General features: G+C 58.3%; 23 protein-coding genes and 1 tRNA gene. 16 read left to right on the forward strand and 8 right to left on the reverse strand.

Going from position 1 to position 23,396, the window contains the following annotated elements; genetic code table 11:
• Positions 1-57: 57 nt before the first annotated feature.
• Positions 58-477, forward strand: a complete 420-nt coding sequence (locus AC2FIR_RS06640; RefSeq protein ID WP_496743990.1) for a hypothetical protein — start codon at positions 58-60, stop codon at positions 475-477.
• A gap of 9 nt (positions 478-486) precedes the next feature.
• On the opposite strand, the gene AC2FIR_RS06645 is transcribed toward AC2FIR_RS06640, so the two are convergent.
• The 4 genes from AC2FIR_RS06645 to pdxH all read right to left on the reverse strand — a co-directional run bounded on the left by AC2FIR_RS06645 (position 487) and on the right by pdxH (position 2,335).
• Positions 487-563: transfer RNA gene (locus AC2FIR_RS06645), tRNA-Pro, on the reverse strand.
• Between the two features lie 43 nt (positions 564-606).
• Positions 607-1,074, reverse strand: a complete 468-nt coding sequence (locus AC2FIR_RS06650; protein ID WP_496743988.1) for a DUF192 domain-containing protein — start codon at positions 1,072-1,074, stop codon at positions 607-609.
• Between the two features lie 6 nt (positions 1,075-1,080).
• Complete coding sequence (locus tag AC2FIR_RS06655) at positions 1,081-1,587, reverse strand: cold-shock protein (protein ID WP_480440326.1); 507 nt, start codon at positions 1,585-1,587, stop codon at positions 1,081-1,083.
• A 142-nt stretch (positions 1,588-1,729) separates the two neighbouring features.
• Entirely contained in the window at positions 1,730-2,335 is a 606-nt protein-coding gene (gene pdxH / locus AC2FIR_RS06660) for a pyridoxamine 5'-phosphate oxidase (protein ID WP_496743986.1), read from the reverse strand.
• Positions 2,336-2,469: 134 nt separating this feature from the next.
• Here pdxH and fabI point away from each other — a divergent pair, with 134 nt between their 5' ends.
• From fabI to trpE, 5 genes are all read left to right on the forward strand, one after another.
• Positions 2,470-3,276 carry an enoyl-ACP reductase FabI gene (fabI, locus tag AC2FIR_RS06665; protein WP_480910714.1) on the forward strand — a complete coding sequence of 269 codons (807 nt, stop codon included), beginning with the start codon at positions 2,470-2,472 and terminating at the stop codon, positions 3,274-3,276.
• Between the two features lie 4 nt (positions 3,277-3,280).
• Positions 3,281-3,790, forward strand: a complete 510-nt coding sequence (gene gpt / locus AC2FIR_RS06670) for a xanthine phosphoribosyltransferase (RefSeq protein WP_496743983.1) — start codon at positions 3,281-3,283, stop codon at positions 3,788-3,790.
• 66 nt (positions 3,791-3,856) lie between these two features.
• Positions 3,857-5,032: an aminotransferase gene (locus AC2FIR_RS06675; RefSeq protein WP_480910717.1), complete on the forward strand. Its 1,176-nt coding sequence runs from the start codon at positions 3,857-3,859 to the stop codon at positions 5,030-5,032.
• Positions 5,033-5,118: 86 nt separating this feature from the next.
• A complete protein-coding gene (locus AC2FIR_RS06680) occupies positions 5,119-6,960 on the forward strand; it encodes a SurA N-terminal domain-containing protein (RefSeq protein ID WP_496743981.1) in 1,842 nt (613 codons plus the stop codon).
• 12 nt (positions 6,961-6,972) lie between these two features.
• Positions 6,973-8,484, forward strand: a complete 1,512-nt coding sequence (gene trpE, locus AC2FIR_RS06685) for an anthranilate synthase component I (protein ID WP_496743979.1) — start codon at positions 6,973-6,975, stop codon at positions 8,482-8,484.
• 54 nt (positions 8,485-8,538) lie between these two features.
• Here trpE and AC2FIR_RS06690 read toward each other — a convergent pair whose 3' ends face one another.
• Positions 8,539-9,951, reverse strand: a complete 1,413-nt coding sequence (locus AC2FIR_RS06690; RefSeq protein WP_496743977.1) for a divergent polysaccharide deacetylase family protein — start codon at positions 9,949-9,951, stop codon at positions 8,539-8,541.
• A gap of 195 nt (positions 9,952-10,146) precedes the next feature.
• Here AC2FIR_RS06690 and AC2FIR_RS06695 point away from each other — a divergent pair, with 195 nt between their 5' ends.
• The 6 genes from AC2FIR_RS06695 (at position 10,147) to lexA (ending at position 14,971) form a co-directional block, all read left to right on the forward strand.
• Positions 10,147-10,728 carry an anthranilate synthase component II gene (locus tag AC2FIR_RS06695; protein ID WP_170805641.1) on the forward strand — a complete coding sequence of 194 codons (582 nt, stop codon included), beginning with the start codon at positions 10,147-10,149 and terminating at the stop codon, positions 10,726-10,728.
• Positions 10,725-11,744, forward strand: coding sequence for an anthranilate phosphoribosyltransferase (trpD, locus tag AC2FIR_RS06700; RefSeq protein ID WP_170805640.1), 1,020 nt, complete (start codon positions 10,725-10,727; stop codon positions 11,742-11,744). The genes AC2FIR_RS06695 and trpD overlap by 4 nt, the downstream gene beginning before the upstream one ends.
• Positions 11,741-12,553 (forward strand): indole-3-glycerol phosphate synthase TrpC, encoded by an 813-nt coding sequence (trpC, locus tag AC2FIR_RS06705; protein WP_496743974.1) that lies wholly within the window; start codon positions 11,741-11,743, stop codon positions 12,551-12,553. The genes trpD and trpC overlap by 4 nt, the downstream gene beginning before the upstream one ends.
• Positions 12,553-13,026, forward strand: coding sequence for a cyclic pyranopterin monophosphate synthase MoaC (gene moaC, locus AC2FIR_RS06710; RefSeq protein ID WP_496762071.1), 474 nt, complete (start codon positions 12,553-12,555; stop codon positions 13,024-13,026). The genes trpC and moaC overlap by 1 nt, the downstream gene beginning before the upstream one ends.
• Positions 13,023-14,195, forward strand: a complete 1,173-nt coding sequence (locus tag AC2FIR_RS06715) for a molybdopterin molybdotransferase MoeA (RefSeq protein WP_496743970.1) — start codon at positions 13,023-13,025, stop codon at positions 14,193-14,195. Before moaC ends, AC2FIR_RS06715 begins: the two co-directional genes overlap by 4 nt.
• Positions 14,196-14,272: 77 nt before the next feature.
• Complete coding sequence (gene lexA / locus AC2FIR_RS06720) at positions 14,273-14,971, forward strand: transcriptional repressor LexA (RefSeq protein ID WP_170614924.1); 699 nt, start codon at positions 14,273-14,275, stop codon at positions 14,969-14,971.
• Positions 14,972-14,975: 4 nt separating this feature from the next.
• Here the strand turns inward: lexA and AC2FIR_RS06725 are convergent, their stop codons facing one another.
• Positions 14,976-17,009 (reverse strand): ComEC/Rec2 family competence protein, encoded by a 2,034-nt coding sequence (locus AC2FIR_RS06725; RefSeq protein ID WP_496762073.1) that lies wholly within the window; start codon positions 17,007-17,009, stop codon positions 14,976-14,978.
• Between the two features lie 78 nt (positions 17,010-17,087).
• Here AC2FIR_RS06725 and gltX point away from each other — a divergent pair, with 78 nt between their 5' ends.
• Together gltX and gltA are read left to right on the forward strand one after the other, a co-directional pair.
• The gene (gene gltX, locus AC2FIR_RS06730; RefSeq protein ID WP_496743966.1) at positions 17,088-18,488 is read left to right on the forward strand and encodes a glutamate--tRNA ligase; all 1,401 of its coding nucleotides are present in this window, start codon (positions 17,088-17,090) and stop codon (positions 18,486-18,488) included.
• A 121-nt stretch (positions 18,489-18,609) separates the two neighbouring features.
• The gene (gene gltA, locus AC2FIR_RS06735; RefSeq protein WP_170614921.1) at positions 18,610-19,905 is read left to right on the forward strand and encodes a citrate synthase; all 1,296 of its coding nucleotides are present in this window, start codon (positions 18,610-18,612) and stop codon (positions 19,903-19,905) included.
• A gap of 52 nt (positions 19,906-19,957) precedes the next feature.
• Here the strand turns inward: gltA and AC2FIR_RS06740 are convergent, their stop codons facing one another.
• The gene (locus AC2FIR_RS06740) at positions 19,958-21,022 is read right to left on the reverse strand and encodes a PA0069 family radical SAM protein (RefSeq protein ID WP_496743963.1); all 1,065 of its coding nucleotides are present in this window, start codon (positions 21,020-21,022) and stop codon (positions 19,958-19,960) included.
• A 317-nt stretch (positions 21,023-21,339) separates the two neighbouring features.
• Here AC2FIR_RS06740 and AC2FIR_RS06745 point away from each other — a divergent pair, with 317 nt between their 5' ends.
• Positions 21,340-22,038, forward strand: a complete 699-nt coding sequence (locus tag AC2FIR_RS06745) for a corrinoid protein (protein ID WP_170614919.1) — start codon at positions 21,340-21,342, stop codon at positions 22,036-22,038.
• A gap of 161 nt (positions 22,039-22,199) precedes the next feature.
• Positions 22,200-22,868 carry a DUF1638 domain-containing protein gene (locus tag AC2FIR_RS06750; RefSeq protein ID WP_496743961.1) on the forward strand — a complete coding sequence of 223 codons (669 nt, stop codon included), beginning with the start codon at positions 22,200-22,202 and terminating at the stop codon, positions 22,866-22,868.
• A gap of 40 nt (positions 22,869-22,908) precedes the next feature.
• Here AC2FIR_RS06750 and AC2FIR_RS06755 read toward each other — a convergent pair whose 3' ends face one another.
• A complete protein-coding gene (locus AC2FIR_RS06755) occupies positions 22,909-23,319 on the reverse strand; it encodes a SufE family protein (protein ID WP_170614917.1) in 411 nt (136 codons plus the stop codon).
• Between the last annotated feature and the right edge of the window lie 77 nt (positions 23,320-23,396).

Here is a 23,396-nt window from a genome sequence, read left to right on the forward strand (position 1 = left end):
AGTGAAATCATCGCTAAAATCTGAACCCTGTTGGTTTTACATATGAATCTGCTTCATTTGCTGCCTGTTGCCGCGCTGATCGTGTCCTGCACACCACAAGACACGTCCCCGTCATCGCGCAGCGCTGAATTCCCGGAGTATCCCCAAAAGCTGTTCAGTGCGTTTGAAACCGACTGCGCGGGCCCTGGCAACAAATATGTAAAAACCGACCGAAACACCGTCGAATGCCGCGAGTTGCTGCCCCCCGACATGACGGCCTATCTGATTCTCAACTTTGACGGTTATCCTCAGAACCTGCCGCAGATCGTGACGTATCTGCATTCCAGCAAGATCCAGGCTGGCTATCGGGTTGATGCCGAGTTGTTTTTTTTGGTTCCTCAGAAAAGTGGGAAGACCGTGAAGATTCCAGTGCGAAGCGAGATGGTTAATCGCGATTTTTCGCGACTGTACGCCGAATTTGGCGGAAATCCGATTTGATCGAAGAAGTGGTCGGGGCGGCAGGATTCGAACCTACGACCCCCTGTACCCAAAACAGGTGCGCTACCAGACTGCGCCACGCCCCGGACCGTGCGCCTTCCTAAACGTGCCGATTTGATTTGAAAAGCCCTAACAGGGCCAAATCGCAGGTCCGCGCGAAAAAACTTTGTGCCTCATCTGGGAACCGGGCGTTATCAGGTACCGCGCCGCGAGACCGGCATTAATTTCCAATACCGCAAATACGTTACCCCCACCGTCGACAGGGGTCAGATCACCCGGAACCGCATTGTGGTGCACTTTCATTACGGACCCGGACTGATCCAGAAAAATCATGTCCAAGGGAATCAGCGTGTTCTTCATCCAGAACGCCACGGGTTGCGGCGGATCGAAGACAAACAGCATCCCCGACTGTGTCGGCAGTGATTCCCGAAACATCAAGCCGCGCGCACGGTCCTGAGGCGAGATCGCAAGTTCGATATCAAACCGAATGTGAGTTTTGTCGTTCCGGACATAGATCCTGTCTTCCCGACAGGCCGCCAATGCGGTTTCAGCCCACATTAATGAAAGAATAATGAGAACCGAGAGAAACCTGATCATTGGCACTTATGCGTCCAGCGCAGCTTCCCAGGCCAGTACCTGCGCCGCCATACGTCCCCGCTTGCCGTCGATGACACGCATCGCCAGGGCCTCGCCCGGCTGAAGATCGGCCAGCCCGGACCGGCGCAGAACCTCGATGTGAAGAAAAACGTCTTCATCACGGCCAAAGACATTTGCAAAGCCAAAGCCCTTGCCCTTGTCGAACCATTTGACGCGCGCCGCCTCAAGCGGTGCGTTGGCAATCACGACCGGGTCAAGATCGGCGAAATCGGCCAGCAGCATCGCATCTGCGCGTGCGGGAGGATCGACGCTCACGACTTCGACCGCCTGAACACCGCGATCGGTGCGATGCGTCATAATCTCGATACCAGCGCCATCGGCGACCGAACTTTGCCCGAAATTGCGCAACACGTTCACATGCAACAGAATATCCGGGCCGCCTTCGTCGGACACAACAAATCCGTACCCCTTTGCGGGATCGAACCATTTAACGTGTCCACGTACGCGGTACATGTTGTTCAGATCTTCTGGCACTGTTTTCCCATCGCGAAAATTAGCACTTCGTTAAGGGTTTGATGTGTATGGGAATGGCGCGCAAATTCAAGCTGAAAAAAATCATTGTTTTCTGCGTGTTGCATTTCACGATACGCGAACGTCATGGATTCAACCTCTGCACTTGCCACGCGGAACCCGATTGATCCCGCCGCCATCTGAACCGATCATGCAAACGAAATGCACCATCGGCCCAAAACTCGATTTCCGTCGGCTCCAACCGATACCCGCCCCAGAACGGCGGGCGTGGCGGATTGGGTCCAAGCTTCGCCGTTACTTTCGCCACTTCCGCCATCAGAACCGACCGGCTGCTCAGCGGCTGCGATTGTTTGGAAGCCCAAGCCCCCAAACGGCTTTTCAGTGATCTCGATGCATAGTATTCATCCGCCTTCGGACCATCCTCGCGCGATATTGTACCACGAACTCGGATCTGCCGCCGCAAGGATTTCCAGTGCATGACAAAAGCCGCTTTGCCGGCACTTTCCAGTTCCACTGCCTTGGCGCTTTCATAGTTCGTGTAGAATACAAAGGCGTCCGGCTCGATTTCCTTAAGCAGAACCATGCGCACATTGGGCATCCCGTCCGAATCTACGGTCGCCAAAGCAATCGCATTCGGATCGTTAGGTTCAGACTCTCTGGCCTCGCCCAGCCACCGCTCCGTCAATTCAAACGGATCAGTTCCGGCAAAAATGCCGCTACGCTCGTTCATTTCCATCCCCTGGAAAGTAATGTTGACGACCCTAAGGCGAGAACCCGCTGCGGGCAAGACCCGCTCAGCCTTGAAGCAGCGCATCCAATGGCCTAAACCACTCTGATAAAACCGGGACAGGCGGAGATCCAAATATGTCTAATCAGTTGATGGCCGGAAAACGCGGCCTCATCATGGGACTGGCCAATGACAAATCAATCGCATGGGGAATCGCCCGCGCCCTGTCCGAAGCAGGCGCTGAGCTGGCCTTCTCGTATCAGGGCGATGCGTTGAAAAAACGGGTTGACCCACTGGCGGCCCAGTTGGGTGGCGATATCGTGTTGCCCTGTGACGTCAGTGATGAGGCATCCATTGACGGGTTGTTCGCGCAGCTTTCTGAAAAATGGGGCAAGCTGGACTTTATCGTCCATGCCATCGGATTCTCGGACAAGAACGAACTGCGCGGGCGCTATGTCGATACGTCACGGGCTAATTTCAACCTGACGATGGACGTGTCGGTCTATTCCTTTACCGCAGTGATGCAGCGCGCAGAAAAACTGATGTCCGAAGGCGGCAGCGCAATCACGCTGACCTATTACGGGGCCGAGCAGGTGATGCCGCACTACAACGTGATGGGCGTCGCCAAGGCCGCGCTGGAGGCATCGGTCAAATATCTGGCTGAAGACCTGGGCAAGGACGGGATTCGCGTAAACGCTATTTCCGCGGGTCCGATCAAAACACTGGCGGCAAGCGGTATCGGCGATTTCCGCTATATCATGAAGTGGAACGAATATAATTCACCCCTGCGCCGGAACGTGACCATCGACGATGTCGGCAAATCCGCCCTATACCTGTTGTCCGACCTCAGCAGCGGTGTAACCGGTGAAAATCTGCACGTGGATTCGGGGTATCACATCGTCGGCATGAAAGCCGTCGATGCGCCGGATATTGAAAAGGGTTGATCAGATGAGCGCCAAAGACCGCTTGCCGCACGAAAAAGGGTTTCATATCAGCTGGGACCAGATTCACCGCGATTCCCGCGCCCTGGCGTGGCGTCTCGATGGCCAGGGGCCCGACGACGGCGCCTGGCGCGCGGTCGTGGCCATCACTCGGGGCGGTATGGCTCCTGCGATGATCGTCAGCCGGGAACTGGATATTCGCACGGTCGATACGATCAGCGTCCGCTCGTACCATCATCAGGAACAAGGCGAGGCCGTAGTGCTCAAGGCACCGGATGCCAAGCTGATGAGCGACGGAACTGGTGTGCTGATCATCGACGATCTGGTCGACAGCGGCAAAACGCTGGAACTTGTACGCGACATGTATCCCAACGCGCATTTCGCCACAGTCTACGCCAAGCCCAAAGGTCGTCCGATGGTGGACACCTTCATCACCGAGGTCAGCCAGGACACGTGGATTTTCTTCCCCTGGGACATGGCCCTGCAATATGTCGAGCCTTATCGCGGCACCGATTGATCCCACGCCGCGGTTTCTTCTGTTCAAAATACCTCGGAGCGCGGGGCAGTGCCTCGCAAAAACCGCATGACACATACACGCACCACCGCCACTTTCGCCCCTCCGGTGATGGAGGCGCGACGCTGGCTGGAAGGCGTCGAGTTTCCCGAAGACCGGCCTCTGATCAATGTCAGTCAGGCCGCGCCCGTGGACCCTCCGCCACTCGAACTGCGAAAGGCAATGGCAGAGTTCGCGATTTCCGAAAACAGCGCCCATCTTTACGGGCCTGTGTTGGGCAATACCGACCTTCGCACAGAGCTGGCCCGCCAGATCGGGGCACATTATCAGTCCCATGTCGAACCGGAACAGGTCGCAATCACATCAGGATGCAATCAGGCATTTTCTGCTGTGATCGCCGCGATCACGGATCAGGGGGACGAGGTTATCCTGCCAACCCCTTGGTATTTCAATCATAAAATGTGGCTCGACATGGCTGGTGTGCGGGCTATTGATCTTCCCACGGGTGATGATCTGCTGCCGGACGTGGCACGGGCCCGAGACCTGATCACCGAAAAGACACGCGCGATTGCGCTGGTCACTCCGAACAATCCAGGCGGCGTCGAATACCCTTCCGAACTGGTTGGGGCGTTCTATGATCTTGCCCGTGAGGCCGGCGTCAAACTGTTGGTGGATGAGACCTATCGGGATTTCGACAGCCGGTCCGGTGCTCCGCATGAACTGTTCCGTCAGCCCGACTGGCAGGATACATTTGTTCATCTCTACTCGTTTTCCAAGGCCTTCCGTCTGACCGGCCACCGGGTCGGAGCCATCGCGGCAAGTCCGCAACTTTTGGCCGAGATCGAAAAGTTTCTGGACACGGTTGCTATCTGCCCGGGTCAGATTGGCCAGTTCGCCGCGTTGTGGGGGATGCAGAACCTGTCACAATGGCTTGCGTCCGAACGTGATGAAATCCTGGATCGCCGTGCAGCCATCGCGGAAGAGATGCCCAGACTGGCGGCTAAGGGCTGGCGATTGCTTGGGCTGGGCGCGTATTTCGCATATCTTGAACATCCATTCGACATTCCGTCAGATGAGCTTGCCCAAAAGCTGGTGGCCGAAGCTGGTGTTCTGCTGTTGCCAGGTACCATGTTCACACCCACTGAGGATGCGGCGGGCCAACGGCAGGTGCGCATCGCTTTTGCCAACATCGACCGCGTGGGTATCGAACGATTGTTCGACCGTCTTCAGGCGCTTTCCATCTGATCTTGCCCCCCGGCGGAACGCGTCGTATTCAGGGCCGCAACCAACAGGGCAGTCATCTGCCGACAAAAGCATGAAAGAGGGCGTCCATGGCCGCAGGCATGAAAAACCTATCAAAGACCTTCGTCTGGATTCTCATGGGCTTGCTGATGCTTGGACTTGCAGGGTTCGGCGCCGTAAACCTCAGCGGTACGGTGCGGACGGTGGCGCAGGTCGGCGACGAAGTGGTCCCTATCAACGCATATGTGCGCGAACTGCAGCGTGAAATCCGCGCGGTCGAGGCCCAGACAGGTCAGGCCCTGCAAATGTCGCAGGCACAGGAGATGGGGCTCGGCCAACTGGCGTTGTCCCGTCTGACGGCTCTGGCTGCGTTGAACAACGAGGTGGCTCAGCTGGGCGTTTCGATTGGCGATGAAAACCTGCAGAAGGAAATCGTCGCGATCCCGGCATTTCAGGGCGTGGACGGCAATTTCGACCGCGAGACCTACCAGTTCCAACTGGAACAGGCGGGGATGACCGATGCCGAGTTCGAAGCTGATCTTCGCAAGGAATCCGCGCGGACCATTGTCCAGGGGGCGGTTGTCGGCGGCGTCGTAATGCCCGCAACGCTGTCGGACGTATTGACGGACTATGTCGGTGCAAGGCGCAGCTTTACCGTCGCGACACTTGGGGCCGAGGCCCTGACCGCACCGATTGCTGAACCCACGGATCAGCAGTTGAAAACGTATTACGACGAAAACACGGATCGTTTCACCCTGCCCCGTACCAAACGCCTGACGTACGCGATCCTGTCGCCCGAAATGTTGCTCGACACCGTTGAAATCCAGGACGACGCCTTGCGCAGCCTCTATGATCAGCGCATCGCCGAATTCCAGCAACCGGAACGACGCCTCGTCGAACGGCTGGCCTTTTCGGACGAAGCGGCCGCTATGGATGCCATGGCGCAGATCGAGGTCGGCGGCACGACATTTGAACAACTCGTGCGTGATCGCGAGCTCGAACTGAGCGATATTGATCTGGGCGACGTGACCCGCGAAGACCTCGGCGAAGCGGCCGTTGCTGTTTTTGGGGCAGATCTTGATGCGGTGGTTGGACCTCTGCCATCCGTGTTTGGCCCTGCGCTGTTCCGGATCAACGGATCACTGGCAGCAAACAACATCCCGTTTGAAGACGCTGCCCCTGACCTGCGCGAGGAACTGGCAGCCGAGCGTGCACGGCGTCTGATCGAGGCGCAGGCCGAGGACATCAACGACATGCTTGCCGGTGGGGCCACCCTGGAAGAACTGGCAGGCGAAACCGAGATGGAACTGGGCCAGATCGACTGGACCCGTGAAAACGAAGAAGGTGTCGCCGCGTATGAGGGCTTTCGCGCCGCCGCCGAAGCCGTTCGCGAAGGCGACTTCCCCGAAATCGGCTTTCTCGAAGACGGCTCGATTTTCGCGTTGCGCCTGAATGAGGTTCTGCCGCAGCGGCCTGAACCGCTTGAGACCGCCCGTGACCGTGTGGCCGAGGCATGGGTTCAGGCTGAAACAGGCAAGGCCCTGCAGGATCAGGCCAACACTGTCTTGACCCGACTGGCGACCGACGGCGACTTTGCCGCTACAGGTTTGCCGTTCCGGGTAGAAAACGCCTTGACCCGCACCGCTTTCCTCGATGACGCTCCGGTCGGATTAATGACCCAGGTCTTTGAAATGGAGCCGGGTGAGTTGCGGGTTGTCCCCGGCAATGATGCCGCCCTGATCGTCAGGCTGGACGAACTGCTGCCGCCGGCTGAAACCGACGAACTGCGCCAGATGAAAGCCGCGCTGGAAGTCCAGATGAACCAGGCGCTGGCTCAGAACATTTTTGACGCCTATGTGCGCGATGCCCAGACTCGTGCCCGCCCGGTTATTGATCAGCGTGCGCTGAACGCCGTGCAGGCGAGCTACTAAAAGAGAGCGGACATGGCCCTGACCCCAGAATTTGACACATTCGCGCGTGCCTACGAGGCAGGCGAGAATCAGGTCGTCTATACCCGTCTGGCCGCCGATCTGGACACGCCCGTCTCGCTGATGTTGAAACTGACGGGGGCTCAGAAGGACGCTTTTGTTCTGGAATCGGTCACGGGGGGCGAAGTCCGCGGGCGCTACTCGATCATCGGTATGAAGCCGGACCTCATCTGGCATTGCCATGGTAAGACGTCCTCGCTGAACCGCTCTGCCCGGTTCGATCCGGACGCCTTCGTGCCGCAGGACGGCAATCCTATGGACAACCTGCGGTCGCTCCTGGCCGAATCCCGCATCGACCTGCCTGAAGAACTGCCGCAGGCTGCGGCGGGCCTGTTCGGCTATCTTGGCTATGACATGGTGCGGCTGGTCGAATACCTGCCGGATGTGAACCCCGACCCGTTGGGCCTGCCGGATGCGGTGATGCTGCGCCCGTCGGTGATCGCGGTTTTGGATGGGGTCAAAGGCGACGTGACGGTCGTGTCCCCTGCCTGGGTCAGCGAAGGTCAATCCGCCAAGGCCGCCTATGCGCAGGCTGCCGAACGCGTCATGGATGCTGTCCGCGATCTGGAACGCGCGATGCCGACCGAATCCAGGGATCTGGGCGACGCGCATGAGATCGCCCCGCCCGTTTCGAACTTCACCAAATCCGGCTATATGGAAGCGGTGGAGAAGGCCAAGGAATATATCCGCGCAGGCGATATCTTTCAGGTGGTTCCGGCCCAGCGTTGGACACAGGAATTCCCGCTGCCGCCTTTTGCGCTGTATCGATCCCTGAGGCGCACAAACCCTTCGCCGTTCATGTTCTATTTCAATTTCGGCGGATTTCAGGTTGTCGGCGCAAGCCCGGAAATTCTGGTACGTGTCTTCGGGGATGAAGTTACGATCCGCCCCATCGCCGGCACCCGTCCGCGCGGAGCGACGCCGGAAGAGGACAAGGCGAACGAGGTCGACTTGCTTGCCGACAAGAAAGAGCTGGCCGAGCACCTGATGCTGCTGGATCTGGGCCGCAATGACACCGGGCGCGTTTCCAAAATCGGCACCGTGCGCCCCACGGAAGAGTTCATCATCGAACGCTACAGCCACGTGATGCATATCGTCTCGAACGTGGTTGGCGAACTGGCAGAGGACAAAGACGCGCTGGACGCGTTTTTTGCAGGGATGCCTGCGGGCACGGTCTCGGGTGCCCCGAAGGTGCGCGCGATGGAAATCATTGATGAACTGGAACCCGAAAAGCGCGGTGTATACGGCGGCGGCGTCGGATATTTCAGCGCCGGCGGCGACATGGACATGTGCATCGCCCTGCGGACGGCAATCGTTAAGGACCAGAAACTGTACATTCAGGCCGGCGGCGGTGTTGTTTATGACAGCGACCCCGAGGCTGAATATATGGAAACGGTCCATAAATCGAACGCGATCCGGCGCGCTGCGGCGGACGCCGCCCGATTTACGGGATCAGGAAACAGCTAAAGAAAAGGCGGCGATCCACCGACCAGCCGCCTTTTATTGAATTTTCCCTGACGTTTACTGAACTTCTTTCAACATCACGGCCGAGATCGGTGCCATTGCAACGCGGTTGCCGCGATCCTCAAGCCCCCACAGCAGCAGTGCGGAAATCGTTTCTGGTCTCAAACGTCCCAGCATCACAACCGTTCCCTGCTGCCCGGCCCGGAATGCGGCCTGATCCAGAAAGCGGCGCATGATCTTCGGGTCCTGCCTTGCTCCGTCAATGTCGCGGAACACGACACCTGAAGGTGTCCCGTTGCGGGCGGCGAGTTTCTGAACCGTGTTCAAACCGTTGTCCTGCGTGATCAGACCGCGCCCGGTTCCGGCCGCAATCGCCGCCACCTGATCCGCCACCTGACGATTACCCTGAATGCCGGTGTTGACACCTTCCAGAATACCCACCGTTTCCGGCAGCGTCTCGAACCAGACCGCCAAAGACACCTCGGCATCCTGTGCATTTGCGGCTTCCGGCAAGTCCGCGATGGCCATTACTTCAAAACCGGCCTCGCGGTGGCGCGCCATCTTTTCAGCGGCGTCAGGATCCGACGGGCTGATCGCAAAACTCAGCGGATAGGGAAAATCACGCAAAGCCTCGGCCCCAAATGCGCCTTCGTCGTCAATGAGGATGATCGACATCAAGGGCTTGGATTCCGGGTTTTCGAAGCTGGCCGCGTATGCCTCGATCGGTTTTCCGACCGGCACCTGCTCGGTCTCTTCGGCTTCCACAACAGGATCGTCCCGTTCAGTCAAGGGAACCACGCGCCTGCCAATTGTCGAGCCCGCCGTTGCGGGCTGATCGCCCCCGATCTGCGGCAAGGTTGCGATACGGGGCAGATTGCGAGGAAGGGTATCCTCATCCCCTTCCACGGCAATGGGGCTGTTTTCAAACGGGTTCTCGACCTTCGGTTCTTCCGGCGTGCCCGGCAGTGGTGCAGGCTCTGCTTCCGGTTCCAGAACAGCGACTTCTTCGGCTGGTGGTGCCGGAGGCTCCGGCGCGGTATCGGCCACTTCAGGCAAAGATTCGACCTGTGGCGTGCCGCCGGGAATCGCAGGAGCGGGTGGTGCAACAGGTGCGTCCGGGGCAACCGCAACTTCAGGTTCGGGCGCTACGTCCGGCGTTTCGATTGCGGGCTCACTCTCTCCTACGACGGGTTGCGTATCCGGCGTGGGGTCGACATTTGTCACCCCAGCAAGGGAATCTGATTGTTCATCGACGGGTTCCGGTGCTTCAGGCGGAAGTTCGACCAGATCGGCGTCGGTTCCGGCATCCGGTGCATCGGCCGTCGACACCGAATCCTCGAGCGGCGCAGGTTCGGGTGCGTGCGTTGAGACGGCCGGTTTTGACGACAAAGGCGTGTTCAACGACAGAACCGCGCCCAAAGCCAGCACGACAACCGCACCGGCGATTATTCCTCCGACAAATCCGCCCATTTCTTTTGCCTCTCGTCTTTCTCTGCGTCGATCGCTTCTGCGCCGTCTGCTGCGGCAATTCCCTGTCAGGTCCGTCCTTTGCGGGATGTCCCCTTGACGCTGCCCCACAAGCCTGAGCATGTATGTCCCGACATTATACCGTGGCCCGTGGTTGCATCGCCAGCCCGAAATGCCCAAGCCGAGACAAGTGCCCAAATGCTGCTGCTGATCGACAACTACGACTCGTTTACTTACAACCTGGTACATTATTTGGGCGAACTCGGTGCCGAAATGGTCATTCGCCGCAATGATGCGCTGGACGTGCAGGAGGCAATGGCCATGAACCCGGCCGGCATTCTGCTCAGCCCCGGTCCCTGCGACCCGGATCAGGCCGGGATTTGTCTGGCCCTGACGCAGGCGGCCGCCGAGACACGGACTCCGTTGATGGGTGTTTGTCTTGGACATCAAACCATCGGACAGGTCTTTGGCGGGAAAGTCGTGCGGTGCCACGAGATCGTACATGGTAAGATGGGCATCATGCACCACACAGGCAAAGGGGTCTTCTCGGGCCTGCCTTCCCCGTTCGAAGCAACCCGGTACCATTCACTGATCGTGGAGCGCGAAAGCCTTCCTGATTGCCTTGAGATCACGGCCGAACTGGAGGACGGCACCATCATGGGTCTGCAGCATCGGGATTTGCCGATCCACGGCGTCCAATTCCACCCCGAATCCATCGCATCGGAGCATGGGCACGCACTGTTGAAAAACTTCCTGCAAGAACTGAAAGTCCCCGCATGAGCGACGCACTGAAACCGCTGATCGGGGCCGCGGCCGACCGCCCACTGACCCGTGCCGAGGCCGAGCAGGCCTTTGGCATTCTTTTTGATGGCGAAGCCACGCCCAGTCAGATTGGCGGGTTGCTGATGGCCATGCGCACACGCGGTGAAACCGTGGATGAATACGCCGCGGCCGCCGCCGTCATGCGCGCAAAGTGCAATGCCGTCAAAGCACCACCCGGGGCAATTGACATCGTTGGCACCGGTGGCGATGGCAAGGGTACGCTGAACATCTCAACCGCAACCGCCTTTGTTGTGGCGGGCGCAGGTGTAACTGTGGCAAAACACGGCAATCGCAATCTCAGCTCTAAATCCGGTGCGGCAGATGCGCTGGGGCAACTGGGCATCAACGTGATGGTCGGTCCGCAAACAGTTGAAAAAGCTTTGAAAGAAGCTGGCATTGGCTTCATGATGGCGCCCATGCATCATCCGGCAATTGCCCATGTGATGCCAAGCCGACAGGAACTTGGCACACGAACGATCTTCAATATCCTCGGCCCGCTTACGAACCCCGCCGGAGTAAAACGGCAGCTGACCGGCGCGTTCAGCCGCGATCTGATCCGGCCCATGGCCGAAACCCTGGGCCTGTTGGGGGCGGAGCACGCCTGGCTGGTTCACGGCTCGGACGGAACCGATGAACTGACAATCACCGGCGTCAGTTGGGTTGCCTCTTTGGAAGACGGGACCGTTAAGGAGGTCGAACTGCACCCCGAAGATGCCGGACTGCCCGTGCATCCGTTCGAAGATATCCTTGGCGGCACACCGGAAGAAAACGCAGTTGCGTTCCGCGCCCTGCTGGATGGCGCACCATCGGCCTATCGTGATGCCGTTCTGCTGAATTCTGCTGCAGCGCTTGTCGTTGCGGATGCTGTAAGTGACTTGCGCGACGGCGTAGAAATGGCCGTTGAGAGTATCGACAGCGGCAAAGCCCGGGAAAAAATCACAACTCTTGCCCGAATTACACAGGAAGCCGCATGACCGAGACCGTTCTGGACAAAATCAAAGCTTACAAACTGGAAGAGGTTGCGGCAGATAAGGCGAATAAGGCACTGGAAACGCTGGAAAGCGAGGCACGCGAAGCACCCGAAGTTCGTGCGTTCGCCGAAGCATTGCACACCGCCGCGCGTTCTGGGTATGGGCTGATCGCAGAGATCAAGAAAGCCAGTCCGTCGAAAGGGTTGATCCGCCCGGATTTTGATCCTCCCGCACTGGCCAAAGCGTACGAGGATGGTGGTGCCGCCTGCCTTTCTGTTCTGACCGATACCCCCAGTTTTCAAGGCGCGAAGGAATATCTTGTTCAGGCGCGCGAGGCCGTATCCCTGCCCGTTCTGCGCAAGGATTTCATGTACGACCCCTATCAGGTGATTGAGGCCCGCGCGCTTGGTGCCGATTGCATTCTGATCATCATGGCGTCCGTCGAGGACTCTCAGGCCGCCGAATTGGAACAGACCGCATTCGATTGGGGCATGGACGTCCTGATCGAAGTACATGACGAGGCAGAACTTGAACGCGCGGCAGCTTTGAAAAGCCCTTTGATCGGAATAAACAACCGTAATCTCAAGACGTTCGAGACCACTCTTGACACAACGCGGCGACTATCGAAGCTGGTTCCGGCCGATCGAACCATCGTCTGTGAAAGCGGTCTGGGATCGCCGGAAGATCTGGCTGATATTGCCCGATACGGCGCACGCTGCTTCCTGATCGGCGAAAGCCTGATGCGTCAGGATGATGTCGAGGCAGCGACCCGCACCCTGTTGGCGCGTCCTCTGGTTCCCGGGGTGATGTGATGCCATTGACCCATTTTGACGCTCAGGGTCAGGCGCATATGGTGGATGTGTCGGACAAGGCCGTAACGGACCGTATTGCCGTTGCAGCCGGCCACATCAGGATGGCACAGGAAACCTTTGAAATTATTTCCGAAGGTCGGGCCAAAAAGGGTGATGTCCTGGGTATTGCGCGCCTTGCGGGCATCATGGGTGCAAAAAAGACGCCAGACCTGATCCCTCTGTGCCACCCCCTGCCTGTGACGAAAGTATCGGTGGAACTGATGCTTGATCCCGATCTGCCGGGTGTACGGATTGAGGCGACGGTTAAGACGTCCGGCCAGACCGGCGTCGAGATGGAGGCGTTGACCGCCGTGTCTACCGCTGCATTGACGGTGTATGACATGGCTAAGGCCGTGGACAAGGCGATGGAGATCGGAGGCATCCACGTTATTCTGAAAGACGGAGGAAAATCAGGGCGTTATGAGGCGGAATGATCACCGTTAATGAAGCCCGGGAACTGCTATTTGACCTGGTTGAACCATTGCCGGTCGAAAAAGTACCGCTTGCCCAATCCGCAGGCCGCGTTCTGAATCAAGATGTAGCAGCCACGCGTGATCAGCCTCCATTCGCGGCATCATCAATGGACGGGTACGCCGTCAAATCGACCGAAGTCGAACTTCATGCCATGTTCAAACTGGTGGGTGAATCGGCAGCAGGCCAACGTTTCGAAGGAACTGTCGGCCCGGGACAGGCCGTTCGGATCTTCACCGGCGCTCCAGTACCGGATGGTGCCGATTTCGTGGTCATTCAGGAAGATGTCGAGCGCCGGGGGGATCTGATCACCATAACGGATACACCTGGTCAGAAAACGAACATACGTCCTGCCGGAGTGGATTTCAGAGCCGGTGCCAAAATCACCGCGCCGCGCCAGATTCGTGCCGAAGACATGGCGCTGATGGCTGCCATGAACATCCCGGTCGTTCCGGTGACACGCAAACCGGTTGTCGCGTTGATCTCGACGGGCGATGAACTCGTGATGCCCGGCGAAACACCCGGCCCGGATCAGATCATCGCCTCCAACACCTTTGGCTTGCATGCATTGCTGCAGGGGTTGGGTGCCGAGGTGCGCGTTCTGCCGATCGCACAGGACACGGTCTCATCACTTGAAACCGCGTTCGCTCTGGCGAAAGGAGCGGATCTGGTGGTTACGATTGGTGGTGCGTCGGTTGGCGACTACGATCTGGTGTCTGACGTTTCGCAAGGTCTTGGGATGCAGCGCGCCTTCTACAAAATCCGTATGCGCCCGGGAAAACCGTTGATGGCAGGACGTTTAGGGGATGCAGCTATGGTGGGTCTGCCGGGCAACCCGGTCAGTGCCATGGTATGTGGCTACCTGTTCCTCGCTCCCATGGTTCGACGGATGCTGGGGTTGGAGCAGACGCTGCAACCGCTCAGATCCGCGAAACTGACTGAACCAGTAGGGGACAACGGCCCGCGCGAACACTATATGCGCGCCGTTCGGGACGAAAACGGTATCCGGGCCTGTGCGGATCAGGACAGTTCCCTGCTTAGTGTTCTGGCACAGGCGAATGCGCTGATCGTTCGCCCTCCGCACGATCCCGCACGCGATACAGGTGACGAGGTTCAATACCTGCCGATCTGAAAAACGGCAAATCCGTTGACACAAAACGTGAACATGCGTAGAACAAAAGAAAACGCATGAGCATCGAGGTATGAGCAATGCTGACCAAGAAGCAATTGGATTTGCTGGAATTCATCCACAAACGCGTGCAGTCGGACGGTGTTCCGCCAAGTTTCGATGAAATGAAGGCGGCGCTGGACCTCAGATCGAAATCCGGCATTCATCGCCTGATCACTGCATTGGAAGAACGCGGGTTTATTCGGCGCCTCGCCCACCGGGCGCGCGCGATCGAGATCGTAAAGCTGCCTGAAAGTCTCGGTGGTGAACCCACGGCCGCATTCTCGCCCCGTGTGATTGAAGGTGACAAACCAGCGGGCCCGCGCCCTGCGAATTTCGAACCTGTTTCCGTCGACGCACTGGAATTGCCGGTCATGGGGCGGATCGCTGCTGGTGTCCCGATCGAAGCGATCAGCCATGTATCGCATCGCGTGGCGGTTCCCGGCACGATGGTGTCCGGCAAGGGCGAACACTATGCGCTTGAGGTTCGCGGTGACTCGATGATCGATGCCGGGATCAACGACGGTGACGTAGTTGTAATCCGGGAAACATCGACCGCAGACAACGGCGATATCGTAGTGGCCCTGGTTGAAGAGCAGGAAGCGACATTGAAACGGTTCTTCCGCCGTGGCCAAGCCATTGCGCTGGAAGCCGCAAACCCGGCCTATGAAACCCGTGTTCTGCCCGAGGACAAAGTCAGGGTTCAGGGGCGACTCGTCGGCCTGATCCGAACTTACTGACCGCTCAGGAGTTCCCGGGCCTGCCCGGGGACCATAGCCTTTGGCCCGACAGTTCCGAGCTTGTTCGCACAGTCTGACCCGAGATGGAAAGGCTGCCGGTCTGTCGCAGAATCCCAGCATCGATGATTTGGCATCCCCCGCTCAACGACAGTTCAAAAGCAGACACGATGATCTGGTTGGATTTGCATTCATCAAACAGTTGAACCGCCTTTTTGCCGGACAGATGTACCAGTTCAGTGCCTTTCAGGTCATATCGGGCGATTTTTTTATCCGTCTGCGGCCACCTTCCGGCTGCAAGCACCTGATCAACACCGTCACCGTCGTTCTCAAGCCAGACCGACGCGACAAAGCCGCTTCCTTTCGCCTTGCTTAACGCCCGACCGTTCTCGGTCATCACACCAACCAACGCGCCAGAATCGGCGATAAGAACCTCGGGGCGATGCCCCTGCCCCCACAATAGAAAAGCCGTGGCAACGGGCACCACACCGGCCCATCTTGCCTTGCCATGCCACAGAGATAACCACAAAGCACCCAGCGCAAGCACCGGCAGCACAAAGTCTGGTGGGCTGGCGATAAAGCCCTGCGCGCCTTCCAGCCCTGACACCCATTCGGAAACGCCCAAAATCCAGCGCAGGCCGATTCCCATGACGCTTAACGCTAGTGCTTCCAGCCCAAAGGGTGACAGCAAGGCCGCAACCACGGCCGATGGGACCACGATTGTTCCCATCACAGGTACCGACAAAACGTTCGCCAGCAACCCGTAGTGCGACATCGTGTTGAAATGCGCCGCGCCGATCGGGGCAGTTGCCAGGCCTGCAATTGCAGATGACAAGAGGACTCCTGCAACCGGTCTAAGCCATTTGGGACCGGGGAGCGGGCCAAAATCTCGCAATGCACCAAACACAACAACCAGGGCTGTAGTGGCAGCAAATGACATCTGAAAGCCCGGGCTCAGCAAAGATTCCGGGCGCAGAACCAATACTGCTAATGCGGCTACCGCTACTGTGCGCAGAGAGATCGCTCGCCGGTCGATCAGCACGGCCCCAAACATGACACTAACCATGATAAAGGCTCTTTCCGTTGCGACATTTCCACCGGAAAGCAGCAGATAGATCACGGCGGCGAACAGAGCGCAAAGCGCTGCCAGCTTTCGAACTGGTGCGCGCAATGCCAATGGAGGAACCGAAGAAAGCCCGATACGGCAAATCACATAAACGAACCCGGTCAGCAGCCCCATATGCAGGCCGGATATCGCAAGTAGATGTGCCAGATTCGAGGCCCGCAGGCTTTCAAGCGTGGATTGCCCCATGCCGCTGCGGTCCCCTGTTGTAACGGCAGCGGCAAATCCTCCGACCTCACCGGGCAGGACTGAACGAACCTTGCTCGAAATCGTGGCCCGCCAGGACGCGATCCAAATTTGGCTGTCACCTACTGTCGCCGCTTCGGTGGTAAGTAATGGAACGCGCGTGTATCCAACGGCCCCCAGGCGCTGGAACCATGCATGTCGGCGGAAATCGAACCCGCCAGGTTCCACCGGACCCTGGGGTGGCGAAAGATGAGCCGTCGTCATAATCCGTTGCCCCGGAACCAGAGGCCCCACACTACCGTGCAAAGAAAGCCGGATGCGCCGGGGCCTGCTGTTCACGGGTAGATCCCCTAATCGTACCCGGTCCAGCGTGACCCGCAGCGCATCCGACGCAGAGCGATCCAGGGCCACGACCCGCCCCTCGACCGGGCCGTAGTAACGCCACGACAGGACCGGCTCTGCCACCATGTGGGAACGCGCGCCAGCAAGAATGAACCCGCCAGCGATCAGCGCACCCCCCAATGCCAACGCCGCCCAGCCGGACCGCAACCGAACCCCGAGGATCCCGATTGCCAAGCCAATTCCAGCCACCCAAACATACAGCTCCCGGTCCGGCTCGAACCGCAAACTGAAGTACAGGCCAACGCCTGCGGCCAGACAAACCGGAGACCAGTGGAACAAAGACCCACTCTGGTTCCGCAGCGCGACCTCAATCCGTGCAAGAACGCGCATGGTTGCCCCCGTCCTTCGGGCTCGTTAGACAGGCGCCAAACTAAACCCGACACGGTTACCAAAAGGTTAATCAACACAATGTCCGATCAGGTCGTCACCCGTTTTGCCCCTTCCCCCACCGGTTTTTTGCATATCGGTGGCGCGCGGACCGCGCTGTTCAACTGGCTGTATGCGCGGGGACGTGACGGTAAGTTCCTGCTGCGGATCGAGGATACCGACCGTGAACGTTCGACCCCGGAAGCAACAGAAGCCATCCTGCAGGGCATGGCCTGGCTGGGTCTGGATCATGACGGGGATGTGATCAGCCAGTTCGAGGGCGCGGACCGCCACGCCGAAGTTGCGCTGCAATTGCTGGCCGAAGGAAAGGCTTACAAGTGTTTCTCGACACAGGACGAGATCGCCGCCTTCCGCGAACAGGCGCGCGCCGAGGGAAAATCGACCCTTTTCCGCAGCCCCTGGCGCGACGCTGACCCGGCCTCGCACCCCGACGCGCCGTATGTGATCCGCATCAAGGCCCCGAAGGAAGGCGGCACCGTTATCCACGATCAGGTTCAGGGCGACGTAACCATACGCAACGACCAGTTGGACGACATGGTTCTGCTGCGGTCGGACGGCACCCCCGTCTATATGTTGGCCGTCGTGGTCGATGATCACGATATGGGCGTGACCCACGTCATTCGTGGCGACGACCATCTTAATAACGCTGCCCGCCAGATGATGATCTATCAGGCGATGGGCTGGGATGTCCCGGTCTGGGCCCACATCCCGCTGATTCACGGGCCTGACGGCAAGAAACTCAGCAAACGCCATGGCGCATTGGGGGCACAGGAATACCAGGCATTGGGTTATCCTGCTGCTGGAATGCGCAATTATCTGGCGCGCCTGGGCTGGAGCCACGGAGATGATGAGTTCTTCACCGATGCACAGGCCAAAGAATGGTTCGACCTGGACGGTATCGGCAAAAGCCCGGCCCGTTTCGATCTGAAAAAGCTGGAAAACCTGTGCGGCCAGCACGTCGCGATTTCGGACGATGCTGCGCTGCGGCAAGAAATCGAAGCCTACCTGGCCGCCGCCGGCGAACCTGCTCTCAGCGCGACACAAAGTGGTGATCTCGAGCGTGCGATGTATTGCCTCAAGGATCGGGCACGGACTTTCCCCGAACTGCTTGAAAAAGCACATTTTGTTCTGACGTCACGTCCCATCGAGCTCGATGAGAAAGCGGCAAAAGCTCTTTCATCTGTATCCGATGGTATACTGAGAGAATTGACGCCGCACGTGCAAAATGTTAGCTGGACGCGAAGCGAGCTGGAGGACGCCCTGAATTCGTTTGCTGAATCTCAGGGACTCAAGTTCGGCAAGCTGGCCGGTCCCTTGCGGGCGGCGCTGGCAGGTCGGGCTGTAACGCCTTCGGTTTTTGACATGATGCTTGTGCTGGGACGGGATGAGACCCTGGCACGGCTTTCTGATGCAGCGAAATAAACCCAATCTTCATATTCGGGTAACGCTGCTCGGCTAACACCCGGTCTGTACGCCTGCGTACAGCCGTCGCCGCAAGGTCGGACTGTGATCCGGCCAGCGCATGATTGAGGAAGGGACAAAGATGACCGACAGCAAAAAAACAGCCACTCTGAATGTCCATGGCAAGGATTATGAGTTGCCGGTTCATTCGCCGACCGCCGGGCCCGACGTCATCGATATCCGCAAACTGTACAGCGAGGCGGGTGTCTTTACCTATGATCCCGGTTTCACTTCGACCGCAAGCTGCGACAGCACGATCACTTACATCGACGGCGAAAAGGGTGAGTTGCTGCATCGGGGCTATCCAATCGACCAACTGGCCGAGAAGTCGCATTTCCTCGAAGTCTGCTATCTGCTGCTCTACGGGGAACTGCCGGTCGCAAAGGATCTGGAGAAGTTCGAAACCACGATCACGCGGCACACAATGCTGCATGAGCAGATGCAGTATTTCTACCGTGGTTTCCGCCGGGACGCGCATCCGATGGCGATCATGGTGGGCGTTGTTGGTGCAATGTCGGCGTTTTACCACGATTCCACCGACATTTCGGACCCACACCAGCGTGAAGTCGCGTCGCACCGTCTGATCGCCAAGATGCCGACAATTGCCGCCTGGGCGTTCAAGTACCACATCGGCCAACCCTTCGTTTATCCGCGTAATGATCTTGATTATGCGTCCAACTTCCTGAGCATGTGCTTTGCAGTGCCGGCAGAGGAATATGAAGTAAACCCGATCCTGAGCCGAGCAATGGACCGGATTTTGACGCTGCACGCAGATCACGAGCAGAACGCCTCGACCTCGACCGTGCGCCTGGCTTCGTCTTCGGGCGCGAACCCGTTTGCCTGTATCGCAGCGGGTGTTGCATGCCTTTGGGGTCCTGCGCATGGTGGCGCCAACCAGGCCTGTCTTGAGATGCTGGAAGAGATCGGCAGCGTGGATCGTATTCCGGAGTACATCGCCCGCGCCAAGGACAAGAACGACCCGTTCCGCCTGATGGGCTTTGGCCACCGCGTCTACAAGAACTTTGACCCCCGCGCCAAAGTGATGAAGCAATCGGCGGACGAGGTTCTGGACCTGCTGGGTATCGAAGATAACCCAAAACTGCAGGTTGCAAAGGCGCTGGAAAAGCAGGCGCTGGATGACCCGTATTTCGCCGAGAAGAAGCTGTTCCCGAATGTCGACTTCTACTCGGGCATCATTCTCGAAGCGATGGGTTTCCCGACTTCGATGTTCACCCCGATCTTTGCGCTGTCCCGCACCGTTGGCTGGGTCAGCCAGTGGAAAGAGATGATTGCCGATCCTCAGAACAAGATCGGTCGTCCGCGCCAGCTGTATCTGGGCGAAACAATGCGCGACTATGTGGATATCGAAAACCGCTGATCGCAGCTGACTATTTTCGCAGAACGCCCCGGCCTGCCCGGGGCGTTTTTCGTTAGAACAGGCTTAGTTGGTCCCCAGCCTGAGGCGGCCGTTCAAACAGGTCACACCGCAAGGGCGTTGTTCGGGTACTCAGTTGCAATCGTTTGGTCGCCAGCCTGAAGCGTTTGGCGATGATCTGCGCATATTCACCTTCGCCGCGCATTCTGTGACCCCAACGCGGGTCGTATTCACGTCCTCCATGCATGTCCCGCAACAATGACATGATCTTGTTCGCCCGTGCCGGCTCATGCTCCAACAGCCATTCGCGCCAAAGCTCCGAGACTTCCCGTGGCAGGCGCAGCATGATCCAGCTGGCGGACTCGGCCCCGGCCTCCTTCCCGGCCTCAAGCAGGTTTTCGAGCTCGTGGTCTGTCAGCCCGGGCACGACCGGTGAGGTCATGACACGAACCGGGACCCCTGCCCCAGCCAACTGCCGGATCATCCGCAGGCGGCGCTGTGGCGATGGTGCACGAGGCTCAAGCCTGCGGGACAGTTGCGCATCCAGCGTCGTCAAAGAAACCCCGACGCACGCCAATCCGCGTTCAGCCATGGGCGCCAGAATATCCAGATCTCGTTCGATCAGCGCACCCTTGGTGACAACCGCGACCGGATGCTGGAAGTCCTTGAGAACGGACAGGCACGACCTTGTAATCAAACGGGTTTTCTCGACCGGCTGATAGGGATCGGTATTCGTACCGATTGCTATTGGCGCAACCCGGTAGCTTTTGGATGACATCTCGCGCCGCAGGATTTCGGCGGCGTTGCGGCGCGCAATCAGACGGGTTTCAAAATCCAAGCCCGGCGACAATCCCAGGTAGGCATGAGTCGGGCGAGCAAAACAATACACGCACCCATGTTCGCACCCACGATAAGGGTTAACCGATCTGTCGAACGAAAGATCCGGCGACCGGTTATAGGTGATCAGGCTACGGGCGGATTCATCTCGCAACTCCGTGCGTACGGGCGGAAGATCTTCTTCAATGTCCCAACCGTCATCGCAGGCAATGGTTTGCAACCGTTCAAACCGCCCCGTTGCGTTTGTCGCGACACCTCTGCCACGAATGTTAGGTTGCTGCATCCCGTTGTTCTCTTTTTGTTCCATTGCAATTTAGATGCAGCTTTTCCCCGACACAAGCATCGATTTCCGCCAAATTATCGCCGCGCTACAGCGATGGAATCCGGAGTCAGGCCATAGGTCCGTGGCTTTGCCATAATCTGAATGAGTTGCAGGATCATTCTGCAAATTATTCATTCGGGCGGGTCAATAATTTAACCTATAAGTCGGTCCCGGAACGGCCGACGTCGCAATCGTCACAGTCGAACTGCGGCAAAATGGTCAAAACGGGAAAAACGCCACCACGGGCCAAGGGTCCGCACAGCTCAGGGAAATGCCCCATGTCCGATGAGGAAGACATCGTCCTGTCCGAACTGAATGACGACGAACTTGTCGAACAGATGTTCGACGATCTTTATGACGGCCTGAAAGAAGAAATCGAAGAAGGTGTGAACATCCTGCTGGAACGCGGATGGACCCCTTACGACATTCTGACCAAAGCGCTGGTCGGCGGCATGACCATCGTTGGCCATGACTTCCGTGACGGCATCCTGTTCGTTCCCGAAGTACTGCTGGCTGCAAACGCGATGAAGGGTGGCATGGCGATCCTGAAGCCGCTGCTGGCCGAAACCGGTGCCCCACGCGTGGGCAAGATGGTGATCGGAACCGTCAAGGGCGACATCCACGACATCGGCAAAAACCTCGTGTCGATGATGATGGAAGGTGCCGGTTTTGACGTGGTCGACATCGGCATCAACAACCCGGTCGAAAACTACCTGGAAGCGCTGGAATCGGAAGAGCCGGACATTCTGGGCATGTCGGCCCTTCTGACCACCACAATGCCTTACATGAAGGTGGTGATCGACACCCTGGTCGAACAGGGCGTTCGCGATGACTATATTGTTCTGGTAGGCGGCGCCCCCCTGAACGAAGAGTTCGGCAAAGCGATTGGCGCAGACGCCTATTGCCGCGATGCGGCCGTGGCTGTGGAAACCGCCAAGGACTTTGTGTCGCGCAAGCACAATCAAATGGCGGGCTGACAAGCTCAGGACTGAGTTCATTAAGCCGCCCGCCACAGGGCGGCTTTTTTTGTTCGCCCGGTCGCAATTCTTGCCGTGTTGCAACTCGATTTCGCGACAAGGCTTGCCACATGGATGGATCGCGCCTTTTCTGATCAAAGGACTGCCCGGGAGGCAATGCAATGCAACAGGACCGTCTACCTGACGATGCCAGCCTTACAACCGAAGGCTATTCCGGCGATGAAAAGCAGGGGCGCATCCTTTTGCTGGCTTGCGGCGCGCTGGCACGTGAAATACTGGATCTGAAAAAGCGTAACGGCTGGGATCACATGGCGCTGACCTGCCTGCCCGCCATCCTGCACATCCACCCCGATCGCATCACTCGGGCCGTTGAGGACGCCATCGCCAAACATCGCGACAACTATGACCGGATCTTTGTTGTCTACGCCGATTGCGGAACCGGAGGGCTTCTGCAAAAGGCGTGCGCCGAACTGGGTGTCGAAATGGTTCAGGGACCGCATTGCTATTCCTTCTTCGAAGGTAACACCCGGTTCGAGGCGCGCGGTGAGGATGAAACCACGGCTTTCTATCTAACCGACTTTCTGGCCCGCCAGTTTGATGCGTTCATTTGGAAACCTTTGGGCCTCGATCGGCACCCTGAACTGCGCGACATGTATTTCGGCAACTACACCAAGCTGGTGTACCAGGCACAAACCGACGACCCCGACCTGACCGCTCGCGCGCGCGACTGCGCCGACCGCATGGGCCTGGAATTCGAGCGGCGGTTTACCGGGTACGGAGATCTCGAAACCACGCTGGCAGACTGGGCAGCCCGGTCTTCTTCTGTTTGACAACACCTTGGCGCCCGGGCTGGTCCCTCGCCCGTCCCGATCAGGCGTTTTCCCGCGCTACGTCGCGAATCCGTTCGATCATCGAACGCAGGCCGTTGGACCGTTGCGCTGACAAATGATCATTCAGACCCAATCTCGCCAGTTCCCCGCCGGCGTCCACCATCGGCACGTCACGCACTGGCAACCCATTGTACAACGACCGCAACACCGCAATCAGACCGCGCACGATCAACGCATCGCTGTCGCCATCAAAACGAAAAACACCGTTGTCAATCATCGGATGCAGCCAGACCTGGCTGGCGCATCCATGAACCTTTGTGGCCGGAACCTTCAGCGCCTCGTCCAGAGGTTCCATCGCCTTGCCCTGATCGATGACATGACGATACCGGTCTTCCCAGTCCTCAAGGAACTCGAAATCCTCGACGATCTCTTCAAAGGCAGGCGTTGCCATGTTGCCGCGGTCCTTTTGTTACCTTCGCTTTTTTGACCTATGCCGAGCATGCGCGTCTGTCCAGTCCCAGTCCGGCT

The organism is Ruegeria sp. CDSB136, from assembly GCF_059610965.1.